The following is a 14756-nucleotide window of genomic DNA, read 5'->3' as shown; positions in this document are numbered from 1 at the left end:
CGGCGCGGGGCCCGCCCCGCGCCGCGCCCGGCCGTCACCGCACGCCGGTCAGAACAGCCCGCCGTGCGCGACCCCGAGGAAGAGCCCGAACGCGGCGGCGCCGGTGCCGATCACCACCGCGAAGCGCTCGGCGGTGGTCACCGAGTAGAACAGGCCGGTCAGGCCGGTGATCACGCCGATCAGGCCGGCCCACGAGGTCAGGACGTGCAGGCCGTGGAAGAACGAGGTGACGAAGGCGATCGCGCCGAGCAGGACGGTCACGCCGACCAGCGCGTTCTCCCGCGGGTGCGGGTGTCCGTCGGTGTTGAGGGTGAACTGCGGCCGGTGGTGCTGCTGCGGCCTGGGTGCGGCCTGTGCCATGGGACCCACCTCCTGGGGGAGGGAACGTTCGGTCTGTCCAGGTTGCGACCGATGTGACCGAAGTGACAACCCCGGCGGCCAACTGTTTTGTCCGCCGGTCGGCTCACCCGGTAGGCTGGCCCCTCTGCACTGGTGTAGGGGCGTGCTCCGCATGCCCGCGACCACCGGTGCGACGCGCACAACCCTCCTGCCACGGAAACGCCGTGGCCGTTGAGTCCAAAGGAGGTGGGTTACACATGCGTCACTACGAGGTGATGGTCATCCTCGACCCCTCGGTCGAGGAGCGCGCTGTCTCCCCCCTGATCGAGAGCTTCCTCAACGTCGTCCGCACCAGCGGCGGCAAGGTTGAGAAGGTCGACACCTGGGGCCGTCGTCGCCTGGCGTACGAGATCAACAAGCAGTCCGAGGGCATCTACTCGGTCATCGACCTCAAGGCCACGCCCGAGGTCGTCAAGGAGCTCGACCGCCAGTTCAGCCTGAGCGAGTCGGTTCTGCGGACCAAGGTCCTGCGCCCGGACACCCACTGAGCCCACTCCCGGCGTCCGCGCCGGAGGGCTCGCGTCCGGTGTTCCACGTGGAACACCGCTGACGAGCACCGCAGAACTCCTTTCCGAGAGGTCATCACCACATGGCAGGCGAGACCGTCATCACCCTCGTCGGCAACCTCGTCGACGACCCCGAGCTGCGCTTCACCCCTTCGGGTGCCGCGGTGGCCAAGTTCCGCATCGCGTCCACCCCGCGCACCTTCGACCGCCAGACGAACGAGTGGAAGGACGGCGAGAGCCTCTTCCTCACGTGCAACGTCTGGCGTCAGCCGGCGGAGAACGTGGCCGAGTCGCTGCAGCGCGGCATGCGCGTGATCGTGCAGGGCCGACTGCGCCAGCGGTCTTACGAGACCAAGGAAGGCGAGAAGCGGACGGTCTTCGAGGTCGAGGTCGATGAGGTCGGCCCGAGCCTGCGCTCGGCGACCGCCAAGGTCACCCGTGCCAACCGGACCGGCGGTCCGGGCGGTGGCGGCGGCTTCGGCGGTGGCGGCGGCCAGCAGGGTGGCGGCGGCTACGGCGGCGGCGGCAACCAGGGCGGCGGCAGCTGGGGTGGAAACTCCGGCGGCGGCAACCAGGGCCCGTCCGACGACCCGTGGGCGTCCAGCGCCCCCTCGTCCAACCAGGGCGGCGGCTGGGGTGGAAACTCCGGCGGCGGCTACTCGGAAGAACCCCCGTTCTAAGCGGTGCTCGGCCGGGCCCCCCGCGGGCCCGCCGATGCTGACAGATCTCGTACTAAACGGAGCACACAATGGCGAAGCCGCCTGCTCGCAAGCCGAAGAAGAAGGTTTGCGTCTTCTGCAAGGACAAGGCCACGTACGTGGACTACAAGGACACGAACCTGCTGCGGAAGTTCATCTCCGACCGCGGCAAGATCCGTGCCCGCCGGGTCACCGGCAACTGCACCCAGCACCAGCGTGACGTCGCCACGGCCGTGAAGAACAGCCGTGAGATGGCCCTGCTGCCCTACACCTCCACCACGCGCTAAGAGAGGGTGACCGAACAATGAAGATCATCCTCACGCACGAGGTTCCCGGCCTCGGCAGCGCCGGTGAGGTCGTCGAGGTCAAGGACGGCTACGCCCGCAACTTCCTGGTCCCGCGCGGCTTCGCCATCCGCTGGACCAAGGGCGGTCAGAAGGACGTCGACGCCATCCGTCGCGCCCGGAAGATCCACGCCATCCAGACCCTTGAGGCCGCCAACGAGGTCAAGGCCAAGCTGGAGGGTCTCCAGGTCAAGCTGGCCGTCCGCTCCGGCGACGCCGGCCGCCTGTTCGGCTCGGTGACCCAGGCCGACGTCGTGGAGGCCATCAAGGCCGCCAGCGGCCCGGCCGTGGACAAGCGCGCCGTCGCGATCGCCTCGCCGATCAAGACCGTGGGCAGCCACAAGGTCTCGGTCAAGCTGCACGCCGACGTCCAGGCCAACCTCGACGTCAACGTCGTCGCCGCCTGAGCGCAGTAGCAAGCAGTCCGGAGGGCCGGACCCCGTTCGCGGGGTCCGGCCCTCCGGCCGTTCCCGGCGGGCCGTTCCCCTCCGGCCGTTCCCCCCGCGGTTCAGGACCGGACGGCGCCGGTGACCATCCAGTGGCCGGTGCGCACCCGGCCGACCAGGAACGCGGCCCGGACCAGCATGAACAGGTTCATCGCCCACCACAGCCCGGCCAGCCCCAGGCCCAGCGCGGGCACCGCCAGCGCCGCCGGGACGAACACCAGCAGGGTGGCCAGCATCGCCAGGGCCAGGTAGCGGCCGTCGCCCGCGCCCATCAGCACGCCGTCCAGCACGAACACCAGCCCGCCCACCGGCTGGGTCAGCGCGGCCAGCAGCAGCGCGGTGGACAGCTGGTGCTGCACCGCCGGGTCGGAGCTGAACAGCGGGACGTACAGCGGCCGGCCCAGCACCATCAGCAGCCCGAACAGCACGCCCGCGCCCAGGCCCCACTCGACCATCCGCCGGGTCGCCGCCCGGGTGCCGGGCAGGTCGCCCGCGCCCAGGTAGCGGCCGATGATGGCCTGCCCGGCGATCGCCACCGCGTCCAGCGCGAAGGCGACGAAGGACCAGACCGTCATGGTGATCTGATGGGCCGCCACCTCGGCGTCGCCCAGGTGGGCGGCCACCGCGGTGGCCAGCAGCAGCACCGCGCGCAGGCTCAGGGTGCGCACCAGCAGCGGGCCGCCGGCCCGGGCCGAGGCGCGGATGCCGGCCGCGTCCGGCCGCAGCGTCGCGCCCTCCCGGCGGGCGCCGCGGACCACCACCACGACGTACACCGCGGCCATCGCGTTCTGCGCGATCACGGTGCCCCAGGCGGAGCCGGCCACGCCGAGCCCCGCGCCGTACACCAGGCCCAGGTTGAGCAGCAGGTTGGCGGTGAAGCCGCCGATCGCCACCAGCAGCGGGGTGCGGGTGTCCTGGAAGCCGCGCAGCACGCCGGTGGCGGCCAGCACCAGCAGCATCGCGGGCACCCCGAGCGCGCTGATCCGCAGGTAGGTGACGGCGTACGGGGCGGCGGTGGCGGAGGCGCCGAGCAGCCGGGCGGCCTGCGGGGCGAGCAGCAGGGTGAGCAGCACCAGGCCGGCCGAGAGCAGCAGGGCCAGCCAGATGCCGTCGACGCCCTGCTGGACGGCGGCCCGCCGGTCGCCGGCCCCGATCCGGCGGGCCACCGCCGCGGTGGTGGCGTACGCGAGGAAGGCGAACACCCCGACGACGGTGGTGAGCGCGGCGGAGGCGACGCCCAGGCCGGCCAGCTGGGCGGTGCCGAGGTGGCCGACGATCGCGGAGTCGGCCATCAGGAAGAGCGGTTCGGCGACCAGGGCGCCGAAGGCCGGGACGGCCAGGGCGAGGATCTCCCGGTCGTGGCGGCGGCGTTCGGCGGTGGCGGGGGACCTGACGGGCATGGGCCCAGCCTACTCATCCACAGGTAAGAGGTGAAGAGCCATATGATCTCTTACCCGTGCTGTGGACGGAGAGTGTGTCGAACACCTCTTCGGGGGCGCCCCTGGTCGTGTGAAGAATTTCTCATGCACAGGCTAAGTGGGGAGTAGTCCCAGGTCAGCGAGTTGACATTGGGGCGATTGGATGGTTATCCACAGGGTTGTGCACAGCTTTGGCGGGGTTCTCCACAGGCTGTGAGTCGTTATCCACATGCCCTGTGGATAACTTTCCCGGCGCACCGGCGGTGGATACCGTGGCCCGGACCGGACCCGGCGGCCGTTCAGGGCCGACCCGCGCGGGGCGGGAGCTGTCGGCTCGGTACCGTAAGAAGGACAGGAGCCGAAGGACGGGTACGTCACCGGACCGGCCCGCACCAACTCGCACGCTCGCTGATCGGGGAACACGCGTGACCGGCCCCCAGTACGACGACCACGACGCCCCGCCGCCCCCCGAGGACGACTGGCAGCCGTCCGACGACGCCTTCCCGCTGGACGCCTTCCCCGACGTCCCGGGCGACCGCCTGCCGGTCACCCGCCGCGCCAACGCCCCGGCGGGCCGCGACGGTTCGGGCTCCGGCGGCTCGGGTGGCTCCGGCGGCCGCGAGGGCGGCTCCGGTGGTTCGGGCGGCTCGGGCGGTTCGGGCGGCTTCCAGCGGCGCGACGGCGGCAAGGGCGGCGACCGCTTCCCCGGCAAGGGCGAGCGCCGCGACCGGGACGGCGAGGGCGGCTTCGGCGGCGAGGGCTTCGAACGCGTCCCCCCGCAGGACCTCGCGGCCGAACAGTCCGTCCTCGGCGGCATGCTGCTCTCCAAGGACGCCATCGCGGACGTCGTCGAGGTGCTCAAGCCCGCCGACTACTACCGGCCCGCCCACGAGCTCATCCACGGCGCCATCCTCGACCTCTACGCCCGCGGCGAGCCCGCCGACCCGATCACCGTGGCCGGCGAGCTCACCAAGCGCGGCGAGCTGACCCGGGTCGGCGGCGCCTCCTACCTGCACACCCTGGTCAACTCCGTCCCCACCGCGGCCAACGCCGAGTACTACGCCGAGATCGTCCACGAGCGCGCCGTCCTGCGCCGCCTGGTCGAGGCCGGCACCCGCATCGCCGGCATGGGCTACGCCGCCGAGGGCGACGTCGACGACATCGTCAACGCCGCCCAGGCCGAGATCTACGCCGTCACCGAGCAGCGCACCAACGAGGACTACGCCCCGCTCGCCGACATCATGGAGGGCGCCCTCGACGAGATCGAGGCCATCGGCTCCCGCTCCGGCCAGATGTCCGGCGTCCCCACCGGCTTCGCCGACTTCGACGCCCTCACCAACGGCCTCCACCCCGGCCAGATGATCGTCATCGCGGCCCGCCCGGCCATGGGCAAATCCACGTTGGCACTGGACTTCGCGCGGGCCTGCTCGATCCACAACAACCTGCCGAGCGTGATCTTCTCGCTCGAAATGGGCCGCAACGAGATCGCCATGCGCCTGCTGTCGGCGGAGGCCCGGGTGGCGCTGCACCACATGCGGTCGGGGAACATGACCGACGACGACTGGACGCGGGTGGCCCGGCGGATGCCGGAGGTCAGTGCGGCGCCGCTGTACATCGACGACTCGCCGAACCTGTCGATGATGGAGATCCGGGCCAAGTGCCGGCGGCTCAAGCAGCGCAACGACCTGCGGCTGGTGGTGATCGACTACCTGCAGCTGATGCAGGCCGGCGGGTCGAGACGGGCGGAGAGCCGGCAGCAGGAGGTCTCGGACATGTCCCGCAACCTCAAGCTGCTGGCCAAGGAGCTGGAGATCCCGGTGATCGCGCTCTCCCAGCTGAACCGCGGCCCCGAGCAGCGCACCGACAAGAAGCCGATGGTCTCCGACCTGCGCGAGTCCGGCTCGATCGAGCAGGACGCCGACATGGTCATCCTGCTGCACCGCGAGGACGCCTACGAGAAGGAGTCCCCGCGGGCCGGCGAGGCCGACCTGATCGTCGCCAAGCACCGAAACGGCCCCACCGCGACCATCACCGTCGCCTTCCAGGGCCACTACTCGCGCTTCGTCGACATGACCCGGGACGTGACCTGACGGGGAGACCGTCCGGGGCCGGTCAGAACCAGTGCAGGCAGTGCGGTTCGCGGTCGGCGCGGAACAGGGCGTCGGCGCGGGCCGGGACGTCGGGGTGGTGGGCGCGCAGGTGGCCGGCCCGGACCAGGGTGCCGGGGGCGGTGCCGCCGAGCAGGATCGAGCCGAGGTCGCTGACGTCCAGCGAGAGGTCGGGCGCGCGGTCGGTGGGGACGCACTCGGCCTCGCCGCCGCGGACGGTCAGCAGGAGGCGGTGGTGCTCGCCGAGGAACGGGTCGTCCACGTCGAGGACGAGCGTGCCGTCGGTGCTCCAGCCGCGGGCGGTGAGCGCGCCGGGGACGTCCAGCACCCGGGCCCAGAGCCAGTCGGTGTGCTTGCCGGGCTGCGCGGCGCCGAAGTCGACGAGCTGCCAGGGCAGTGGGCTGTCCGGCGGGACGTGCCGGAACACCACCTCTTGGACCAGGTCGTGGCCGAGCAGGTAGCGCACCAGCGCGGTGTGCGCGGCGTCGGTGGCGGCGACCGTCTCGTCGACGACCAGGCTGCGCTTGTCCTCGACCGCGTAGCTGGCGTACCCGTCGGGCGTGCCGTCGGCGTCCCGGTGCAGGGCGACGTAGCGGGGCTTGGGGGCGATCGGGGGCTGGCCGGCGCCGCGGGCCCACCAGCGGTGCGGGCGGGAGACCGAGCCGGGGCGGGTGCGCCGGTAGCGGTCGTAGACCTGCTCCAGCAGGTCCACCGCCTGTTCGCGGCGCAGCAGTTCGACCGTGCCGGTGGGTTCGTGGCCGGCCCGGGGCGGGGTGAGCGCGGCCCGGTGCCGGGGCACGGTCAGGGCGCGGGTGTAGGTGGCGGGGCCGTAGCCGAAGCGGCGGTAGATCACCGCCTCGGAGGCGAGCAGCACGGACAGCACCTCGCCGCGGGCCCGCAGGTCGGCGAGTTGGCGGCGCATCATCGCGGTGAGCACGCCGCGCCGCCGGTGCGAGGGCAGCACGCCGACCGCCGTCACCCCGGAGACCGGGACCAACGCCCCTCCGGGCAGGGTGAGTTCGAAGGTGTACGCCCCGGCGGTGCCGATCGCCCGCCCGTCGGCGTCCCGGGCGAGCAGGCCGCGCTCCGGTTCGAAGGCCGACCACCAGACGCCGGTGCCGTCCTCGCCGGGCGGGTCGGGGAGCAGGCCGAACGCGGCGTGCACGGTCTCCACGAAGAGCTGGTGGTCCTGCTCGCCGCTGGGCCTGATGTCGGTCACTGCCGCCGCCTTCCGGGGTCGCCGTCTCGGTCGTCGGGACAGTGCAGCCGTCCTGTGCGGCCACGGTCAAGCGATTAAGCGCGGTCGGGTAGGGTCGCCCGCCATGGACGAGGAGCTGGAGCTGTACCCGCTGCCGGACGAAGTGCTCGCGCTGCTCGTGGAGTTGGCGGCTCCGCCGCGGCTGGTGGCGCACCTGCGGCTGGTGCACGACGTGGCGGTGCGGTTGGCGGACTGGACGGCGGAGCGCTGCCCGGAGCTGGCCTTCGACCGGGCCGAGGTGCTGTTCGGGGCGGCCACCCACGACGTCGGGAAGGCGGTGCACCGCTCGGAGCTGTCCGGTCCGGGTTCGGCGCACGAGCCGGCCGGGCGGGAGCTGCTGCTGGCGGCGGGGGTGGCGCCCCGGCTGGCCCGGTTCGCGGCCGGGCACGCCGACTGGGGTCCGTCCTCCGGCCCCGAGGACCTGCTGGTCAGCCTGGCCGACAAGGTGTGGAAGGACGGGCGGGTGCCGGAGCTGGAGGACCTGCTGGTCGCCGCCCTGGCGCGGGCCGGCGGCGGCGAGCGCTGGTCCTGGTTCCTGGCCCTGGACGAGCTGCTCACCGCCGTCGGCGCGGACGCGGGGGCGCGGCTGGCGTACCAGGCGCGCCACCCGGTCTGAGGCGGGTCAGCCGAGCGTGACGGTGCTGCGGAAGACGGTCGCCCCGGGGCCGGTGAGCAGGGTCGCGGCGCCGTCCGCGGGCAGGAACGCGGACTCGCCCCGGTGCAGCGTCAGGGTCCGTCCGCCGGAGGCGAGTTCGACCGTCCCGTCGGTGCACAGCAGGATCTGCGGGGCGTCGCCGGGCAGCGTGGCGGGGCGGTCGGCGAGGTCGTAGCGGGAGAGCCGGAACTCGTCGATCGGCACCGGGTAGAGCCGCTCGCCGTCCGGGCCGGCCTCGGGGCGCAGCACCTCGGGCAGGGCGCCGCGGAAGCGGACCACCTTGAGCAGCTCGGGAACGTCCACGTGCTTGGGGGTGAAGCCGCAGCGCAACACGTTGTCGGAGTTGGCCATGATCTCCACGCCGGTGCCGCGCAGGTAGGCGTGCGGGAGGCCGGCGCCGAGGTAGAGCGCCTCGCCGGGCTGCAGCCGGACGTGGTTGAACAGCAGCGCGGCGATCAGCCCGGGGTCGCCGGGGTACTCGGCGGCGGCGAAGGCGTACCCGGCCAGCGCGCCGGTCGGGTCGGCGGGGGCGGCGGCGGTGACGGCGCGGGCGACGGCCTCGACGGTCGCCCGGCCCGCGGCGTCGGTCATGCCCAGCGCCGCGGCGAGCGCCCCGGCCAGCGCCTCCTCCTCCGGCTTGGAGCGCAGCAGGTCGATCAGCGGGTCCAGCCCGGGGACGCCGAGCGCGGCCATCAGGTCGGCCGCCCCGGCGGGGCTGCGGAAGCCGCACAGGCCCTCGAACTCGCTGAGCGCGCAGATCAGTTCGGGCTTGTGGTTGTCGTCCTTGTAGTTGCGGTGCGGCGCGTCGGCCGGGACGCCGCGGGCCTCCTCGTCGGCGTACCCGGCCTGCGCCTGCGCCCGGGTCGGGTGGGCCTGCAGGGAGAGCGGCAGGGCGGCGGCCAGCACCTTGACCAGGAACGGCAGGGCCGGCCCGAAGCGCTCGACGGACGCGGCGCCCAGCTCGGCGACCGGGTCGGCGGCGATCACCCGGTCCAGCGCGGTCGGACCGTCCCCGCGGTCGACCAGGGACGGCGCGCCGGGGTGGGCGCCCATCCACAGTTCGGCCTGGGGCACCCCCGTGGCGGGCCGCCCGAGCAGCTCGGGGATGGCGGTGGCCGAACCCCAGGCGTAGTCGCGGACGGTGTTGTCGAGCCGGTCCATCAAGTGCTCCAGATTCGTGGGTGCGCGGGTGCCCGGTGCCCGGGGAACCCCGACAATAGTCGACGCCCTCGACGCCCCGGGGGTTGCCGCGATCACCCTCCTGGACCCGCCCACCCGGCGGCCCGGGGGCCTTCCGGCCAGGCTGGACGGGTACGGGGCCGCCACGGCCCGCCGCCGCACCGACCAGGGGAGCAGCCGTGACCGCGTCACCGCCCGACGAGAGCGCCCACGGCCGGGTGACGGGCCCCGCGCCGGCCTTCCGCCCGCTGGAGGTCGAGGTCTTCACCGGTCCGGAGAGCGCGTTCTTCGCCACGTCCAGCCTGGTGATGGGGGAGCGCACGGCGATCCTGGTCGACGCCCAGCTGACCCGCAGCGCCGGCCGCGAACTGGCCGAGTGGATCGCCGGCAAGGGCCGGGAGCTGCTGGCCGTCGTGGTCAGCCACCAGCACCCCGACCACTACTTCGGCGCGGAGGAGGTGCTGCGGCTGTTCCCGACCGCGCAGCTGGTGGCCGCGCCCTCGGTGGTCGAGGGGATCGGGCAGACCGCGGCGGCCAAGGTCGCCCAGTGGAAGCCGGTGTACGGCGACGACGTCCCGGACCAGCCGCTGCTGCCCGCGCCGCTGCTGCCGCGGCCGCTGATGATCGACGGCCAGCTGATCCGGGTCCTGCAGCTCGGCCAGGGCGACACCGCGGGTTCCACCGTCACCCACCTGCCGAGCGTCCGCACCGTGATCGCGGGCGACTTCGTCTACAACGGCACCCACGTCTGGACGGCCGACACCGACCCGGACGCCCGCGACCAGTGGTCGCACAACCTCGGCCTGATCGCCGACCTCGGCGTGGACCGGGTGATCGCCGGGCACCGCGCCCCCGGCATGGACGACGCCGCGCACCGGGTGCTCGCCTTCACCGCGGGCTACCTGCGCGACTTCGACGAGGCCCTGCACGACCACCCCGAGGACGCCGAGGCGCTCGCCGCCGCGATGAACGAGCGCTACGGCGGCCTCACCCTCCCCGCCATCCTGGAGCACGGCGCGGCCGCGAACACCGCCCGCCGGGAGGTCCCGACGGTGGACGACGGGGCGGCGGCGCGGGAGGCGGCGGAAACCGTCGACGGCGAGCGGTGACACTGGGGGTGTGACGGAGCACGGAGCGGAGCGGGTGGCGGAGCGCGGGTACGACGCGGTGGTGGCGGCCGGCGGGGCGGGGAGCCGGCTCGGCGGGGTGGACAAGCCGGCCCTGACGGTCGGCGGCCGCCCGTTGCTGGACCGGGTGATCGCGGCCTGCCCGGACGCCCGCCGGGTGCTGGTGGTCGGCCCCGAGCGGCCCACCGAACGGGCCGGGGTGCGCTGGCTGCGCGAGGACCCGCCGGGCGGCGGGCCGGTCGCCGCGGTCGCCGCCGCGCTCCCCGCGGTGACCGCCCCCCGGGTCCTGCTGCTGGCCGCCGACCTGCCGTTCCTGGACACCGCGACGGTGCGGCGGCTGCTGGCCGCCCTCGACGAGCCGGACCGCGACGGCGCCCTGCTGACCGACGCCACCGGCCGCGACCAGCCGCTGGCCGCCGCCTACCGCACCGCCGCCCTGCGCACCGCGCTCACCGCCCTCGGCGCCCCGGCCGGCCGCCCGCTGCGCCGCCTCCTCGCGGGCCTGCGCCTGGCCCGGCTGCCCGATCCGGCGCACGCCTCCTTCGACTGCGACACCTGGGCCGACCTGGCGGAGGCCCGCGACCGGGAGGCGAAACCAGGGGCTCGGTGAGAACGGCGGGCCCGGGTCCGCGGGCGGTGCACCGCCGCCCGGCGCGTCTGCTTCCGGTTCTGTTCACGGCACGCAGCAGCCGGGTCCCTGGCGGGGCTCCTCCTCACGGCGGTGCGGCCGGGGCGGTGAGCGAAACGAACCGCGGCGCTCATCGGGGAAGCGGTGTGCGGGGGGTCGGATCGGGCAGCATGGGCGACATGGAGCGCACATTGGACGAGTGGATGGCCGCGGCCGGCGCCGAGCTGGGCCTGGACCTGGCGGTGGACGTCCGCGGGCTGCTGGACATGACCCGGGTGGTCGCGCACGGCGTCGAGCGTCCGGCCGCGCCGCTCACCGCGTTCCTGGTCGGCTACGCGGCGGCCGCGAACGGCGGCGGCGCGGCGGCGGTGGCCGAGGCGAACGCGAAGGTGACGGCGCTGGCCGAACGCTGGGCGGACGGACGGTGAGTCGGACGGCGGAGGAGGTCAGGGTGACCTCGGCGGCGCCCACGCTGCGCGGGTGCCCGTGGCCGGCGGCCCGGCACGCGGCGCGGACGGCGGCCCGGCCGCTGCCGGTGGAGCGGGTCGAGCCGGCGGCCGCCGCCGGGCGGACGCTGGCGGAGCCGCTGGCGGCGCTCACCGACCTGCCGGCCTTCGACACCTCGGCGATGGACGGCTGGGCGGTGGCCGGTCCGGGCCCGTGGCGACTGTCCGGCCGGGTGCTGGCGGGCCAGGACTGCGCGCCGCTGGCGGACGGCGCGGCGGTCGAGATCGCCACCGGCGCCCAACTGCCGGCCGGGGCCACCGGGGTGCTCCGGCGCGAGCACGGCACGCTCACCGGACTCCCGGACGGCACCGCCCAACTGCGCGGCGAGGTGGCGCCCGGGCAGGACGTCCGGCCGCGCGGCCAGGAGTGCCGCCGGGACGAGGAACTGCTGCCCGCCGGGCTGCCGGTGACCCCGGCGGTGCTCGGGCTGGCCGCCGCCGCCGGGCACGACCTGCTGGCGGTGCACCGCCGCCCGACCGTCGAACTGCTGCTGCTGGGCGACGAACTGCTGATGGCGGGGGTCCCCGGCCCGGGCCGGGTGCGGGACGCGCTGGGCCCGCTGCTGCCGCCCTGGCTGGCCTCGGCGGGGGCCGAACTGCTCGGCAGCCGCCACGTCCGGGACGACTTCGGGCTGCTGCGGGACGCGATCCGGCACTCGCCCGCGGACCTGGTGCTCACCACCGGCGGCACCGCGGCCGGGCCGGTGGACTTCCTGCACGCCGCGCTGGAGGCCACCGGCGGGCACCCGCTGGTGGACGGGGTGGCGGTGCGGCCGGGCCACCCGATGCTGCTGGCGGCGCTGCCCGGCGGCCGCCACCTGGTGGGCCTGCCCGGCAACCCGCTGGCCGCCGTGGCCGGGACGGTCACGCTGGCCCTGCCGCTGCTGCACGCGCTGTCCGGCCGGGCGCTCCCGGCGGCCGGGCCTGCCGAGCCGCTGGCCGCCGCGCTGCCCGGACACCCCGTCGACACCCGGCTGCACCCGGTGCGCCGCGGCCCCGCCGGGCTGGTCCCGCTGCCGCACGACGGCCCGGCGATGCTGCGCGGCCTGGCCCGGGCCGAGGCGCTGGCGGTCGTCCCGCCCGGCGGGCTGGCGGCGGGGGAGCGCGCGGAGGTGCTGGCGCTGCCGACGTCCTGAGCGGGATGTTCCACGTGGAACGGCGCAGGCTCGGCAGCGCGCGCATGCACGGGCTCTTCCGGGCCCCTGTGGGGGTCAGTGGGTGACCGGGGTCCCCGGCTTGATGACGATCAGGCGGTCGGTGAGTTGGAGCGTCGCGGCTTCCGGCTCGGTGTAGTTGAGCACTCGGCGGCCGCGGACCACCGCGACCACCAGGTCGTCCAGCTCGCGGGGGCTGCGTCCGGCCTCGGCCTTGGTGACCGGGCGCTCGGCGACGTCCAGGCCGTTGCCGTAGGTCAGCAGGTCCTCCATCACCGCGCCCGCGTTCGGGCTGAGCATCGACATGCCCAGCAGCCGGCCGGCCGAGCTGGACGAGGTGACCACCACGTCCGCGCCGCTCTGCCGCAGCAGCGGGGCGTTCTCGTCCTCGCGGACGGCGGCGACCACGGTGGCGCCCTTGTTCAGCTGGCGGGCGGTCAGGGTGATCAGGGCGGCGGTGTCGTCGCGTTCGGGGGCGACCACCACCTGGGCGGCGCGCGGCAGTTCGGCCCGGATCAGGGTCGCGGCCCGGGTGGCGTCGCCGAGCACGCCGACCAGTCCGTCGTGGGTGGCCTGGTCGACGGCCTTGGCCTGCGGGTCGACCACCACGATGGAGTCCTTCGGGACGCCCTGCCCGAGCAGGGTGTCCACGGCGCTGCGGCCCTTGGTGCCGTAGCCGATGACGACGGTGTGGTCCCGCACGGTGTGCCTCCAGCGTTCGATCCGCCACTGCAGGCGGGTGCGTTCGGTGAGCACTTCGAGAGTCGTGCCGACCAGGATGATCAGGAAGAGCACGCGCAGCGGGGTGATCACGAAGATGTTCACCAGCCGCGCGGTGTCGCTCACCGGGGTGATGTCGCCGTACCCGGTGGTGGAGAGGGTGACGGTGGCGTAGTACGCCGAGTCGAGGAGGCTGACCGAGGAGTCCGCGTTGTCGTTGTAGCCCGCGTGGTCCGCGTACACGATCAGCGTGGTGGCCACCAGCACGCCCAGGGCCAGCAGCAGTCGGCGGCCGACCTGGCGCATCGGGGGGCGGGTCCGCCGGGCCGGCAGGGCGATCCGGCGGGTGGGGTCGGTGGTGTCGGTGCCCGCGTCCCGGAAGCGACTGAGCGTCAGACGGGACGGCCGGGCACCCGTGTCGTGGGTCGGATTGGAATTCGGCACAGGCACAAGGATGGAGGGTGAGCCCACCGCCGGGTGACGGCGGGGCCGGAGTGTCGCCACCCTGTCGCCCGGGCTCCGGGGGCCCTGACGGACTGTCCGCCGACGGCGAGGGGGCCGGGGGGCGCAGGGGCGGGGGCGTAGCGTGGCGGCCATGCGAGCCATCACGATTCCCGAGCCCGGAGGCCCTGAGCGGCTGGTCTGGGCCGAGGTTCCCGATCCCGTCCCGGCGGCCGGCGAGGTGCTGGTCGAGGTCGCCGCGACCGCCGTCAACCGGGCCGACCTGCTGCAGCGCCAGGGCCACTACGATCCGCCGCCGGGCAGTTCGCCGTACCCGGGCCTGGAGTGCGCGGGCCGGATCGTCGCGCTCGGCCCCGGGGTGTCCGGCTGGGCGGTCGGCGACGAGGTCTGCGCGCTGCTCGCGGGCGGCGGCTACGCGCAGCGGGTCGCCGTCCCGGCCGGGCAGCTGCTGCCGGTGCCGAAGGGGCTGACGGTCCAGCAGGCGGCGGCGCTGCCCGAAGTGGCCTGCACGGTGTGGTCCAACGTGTTCCAGGTCGCCCACCTGCGCCCCGGCGAGACCGTCCTGCTGCACGGCGGCGCCAGCGGCATCGGCACCATGGCGATCCAGTTGGCCAAGGCGGTCGGCGCCCGGGTCGCGGTCACCGCCGGCAGCCCCGAGAAGCTGGCCCGCTGCGCCGAGCTCGGCGCCGACCTGCTGATCGACTACCGCCGGCAGGACTTCGTCGCGGAGGTCGCCGCGCTCGGCGGGGCCGACGTCATCCTCGACATCATCGGCGCGAAGTACCTGCAGCGGAACATCGACGCCCTGGCGGTCAACGGCCGCCTGGTGGTGATCGGCCTGCAGGGCGGGGCCAAGGCCGAGGTCAACCTCTCCACCCTGCTGGCCAAGCGCGCCGCCCTGGTCGCCACCAACCTGCGCGGCCGACCGCTCGGGGAGAAGGCGGCCATCGTCGCGGCCGTCCGCGAGCACGTCTGGCCGCTGGTCGAGGCGGGCGCGGTCGGCCCGGTGATCGACCGCGTCCTGCCGATCGCCGAGGCCGCCGAGGCCCACCGGGTGGTCGAGTCGGGCGCCCAGGTTGGCAAGGTCGTCCTGGAGTTCTGACCGGGTTCGCGGGTTCCGGGGGCGGGGAACCGTACCCGGAACCCGC

The 14756-nt window shown here is 74.6% G+C and carries 14 protein-coding genes and 2 pseudogenes; 11 read left to right on the top strand and 5 right to left on the bottom strand.

Going from position 1 to position 14756, the window contains the following annotated elements:
• Positions 1-48: 48 nt before the first annotated feature.
• Positions 49-360 carry a hypothetical protein gene (locus ACWEO5_RS00810; protein WP_452158793.1) on the bottom strand — a complete coding sequence of 104 codons (312 nt, stop codon included), beginning with the start codon at positions 358-360 and terminating at the stop codon, positions 49-51.
• Between the two features lie 236 nt (positions 361-596).
• Here ACWEO5_RS00810 and rpsF point away from each other — a divergent pair, with 236 nt between their 5' ends.
• From rpsF to rplI, 4 genes are all read left to right on the top strand, one after another.
• Positions 597-887: a 30S ribosomal protein S6 gene (gene rpsF, locus ACWEO5_RS00805; RefSeq protein WP_030457607.1), complete on the top strand. Its 291-nt coding sequence runs from the start codon at positions 597-599 to the stop codon at positions 885-887.
• 101 nt (positions 888-988) lie between these two features.
• Positions 989-1585, top strand: coding sequence for a single-stranded DNA-binding protein (locus ACWEO5_RS00800; protein ID WP_452158791.1), 597 nt, complete (start codon positions 989-991; stop codon positions 1583-1585).
• 68 nt (positions 1586-1653) lie between these two features.
• Positions 1654-1890, top strand: a complete 237-nt coding sequence (gene rpsR, locus ACWEO5_RS00795) for a 30S ribosomal protein S18 (protein WP_030457605.1) — start codon at positions 1654-1656, stop codon at positions 1888-1890.
• Between the two features lie 17 nt (positions 1891-1907).
• Positions 1908-2354 (top strand): 50S ribosomal protein L9, encoded by a 447-nt coding sequence (rplI, locus tag ACWEO5_RS00790; protein ID WP_014136989.1) that lies wholly within the window; start codon positions 1908-1910, stop codon positions 2352-2354.
• Between the two features lie 101 nt (positions 2355-2455).
• Here the strand turns inward: rplI and ACWEO5_RS00785 are convergent, their stop codons facing one another.
• Positions 2456-3793 (bottom strand): MATE family efflux transporter, encoded by a 1338-nt coding sequence (locus ACWEO5_RS00785; protein ID WP_452158788.1) that lies wholly within the window; start codon positions 3791-3793, stop codon positions 2456-2458.
• Between the two features lie 443 nt (positions 3794-4236).
• On the opposite strand from ACWEO5_RS00785, the gene dnaB reads away from it, so the two are divergent.
• Positions 4237-5901, top strand: coding sequence for a replicative DNA helicase (gene dnaB / locus ACWEO5_RS00780; RefSeq protein WP_452158786.1), 1665 nt, complete (start codon positions 4237-4239; stop codon positions 5899-5901).
• Positions 5902-5923: 22 nt separating this feature from the next.
• Here dnaB and ACWEO5_RS00775 read toward each other — a convergent pair whose 3' ends face one another.
• Positions 5924-7138: a GNAT family N-acetyltransferase gene (locus ACWEO5_RS00775; RefSeq protein WP_452158784.1), complete on the bottom strand. Its 1215-nt coding sequence runs from the start codon at positions 7136-7138 to the stop codon at positions 5924-5926.
• 103 nt (positions 7139-7241) lie between these two features.
• On the opposite strand from ACWEO5_RS00775, the gene ACWEO5_RS00770 reads away from it, so the two are divergent.
• Complete coding sequence (locus ACWEO5_RS00770; protein WP_452158782.1) at positions 7242-7793, top strand: HD domain-containing protein; 552 nt, start codon at positions 7242-7244, stop codon at positions 7791-7793.
• A 6-nt stretch (positions 7794-7799) separates the two neighbouring features.
• On the opposite strand, the gene manA is transcribed toward ACWEO5_RS00770, so the two are convergent.
• Positions 7800-8993 carry a mannose-6-phosphate isomerase, class I gene (gene manA / locus ACWEO5_RS00765; RefSeq protein WP_452158780.1) on the bottom strand — a complete coding sequence of 398 codons (1194 nt, stop codon included), beginning with the start codon at positions 8991-8993 and terminating at the stop codon, positions 7800-7802.
• 197 nt (positions 8994-9190) lie between these two features.
• Between manA and ACWEO5_RS00760 the strand changes: the two genes are divergently transcribed.
• From ACWEO5_RS00760 to ACWEO5_RS00745, 4 genes and pseudogenes are all read left to right on the top strand, one after another.
• Positions 9191-10120 carry an MBL fold metallo-hydrolase gene (locus ACWEO5_RS00760; RefSeq protein WP_452158778.1) on the top strand — a complete coding sequence of 310 codons (930 nt, stop codon included), beginning with the start codon at positions 9191-9193 and terminating at the stop codon, positions 10118-10120.
• 10 nt (positions 10121-10130) lie between these two features.
• Positions 10131-10739 (top strand): annotated as a pseudogene (gene mobA / locus ACWEO5_RS00755) (molybdenum cofactor guanylyltransferase); the annotation flags it as partial.
• A 218-nt stretch (positions 10740-10957) separates the two neighbouring features.
• Positions 10958-11194 (top strand): annotated as a pseudogene (locus ACWEO5_RS00750) (DUF6457 domain-containing protein); the annotation flags it as partial.
• Positions 11195-11217: 23 nt separating this feature from the next.
• Positions 11218-12408 (top strand): molybdopterin molybdotransferase MoeA, encoded by a 1191-nt coding sequence (locus tag ACWEO5_RS00745; RefSeq protein ID WP_452158776.1) that lies wholly within the window; start codon positions 11218-11220, stop codon positions 12406-12408.
• A 75-nt stretch (positions 12409-12483) separates the two neighbouring features.
• On the opposite strand, the gene ACWEO5_RS00740 is transcribed toward ACWEO5_RS00745, so the two are convergent.
• Positions 12484-13542, bottom strand: coding sequence for a potassium channel family protein (locus ACWEO5_RS00740; protein WP_425556744.1), 1059 nt, complete (start codon positions 13540-13542; stop codon positions 12484-12486).
• A gap of 199 nt (positions 13543-13741) precedes the next feature.
• Between ACWEO5_RS00740 and ACWEO5_RS00735 the strand changes: the two genes are divergently transcribed.
• Positions 13742-14710, top strand: a complete 969-nt coding sequence (locus ACWEO5_RS00735) for an NAD(P)H-quinone oxidoreductase (RefSeq protein WP_452158774.1) — start codon at positions 13742-13744, stop codon at positions 14708-14710.
• Positions 14711-14756 lie beyond the last annotated feature (46 nt).

Source organism: Kitasatospora sp. NPDC004272 (genome assembly GCF_053603035.1).
Note: the sequence above shows the minus strand (reverse complement) of the source record. Positions and strands in the feature narration are given on the sequence as shown.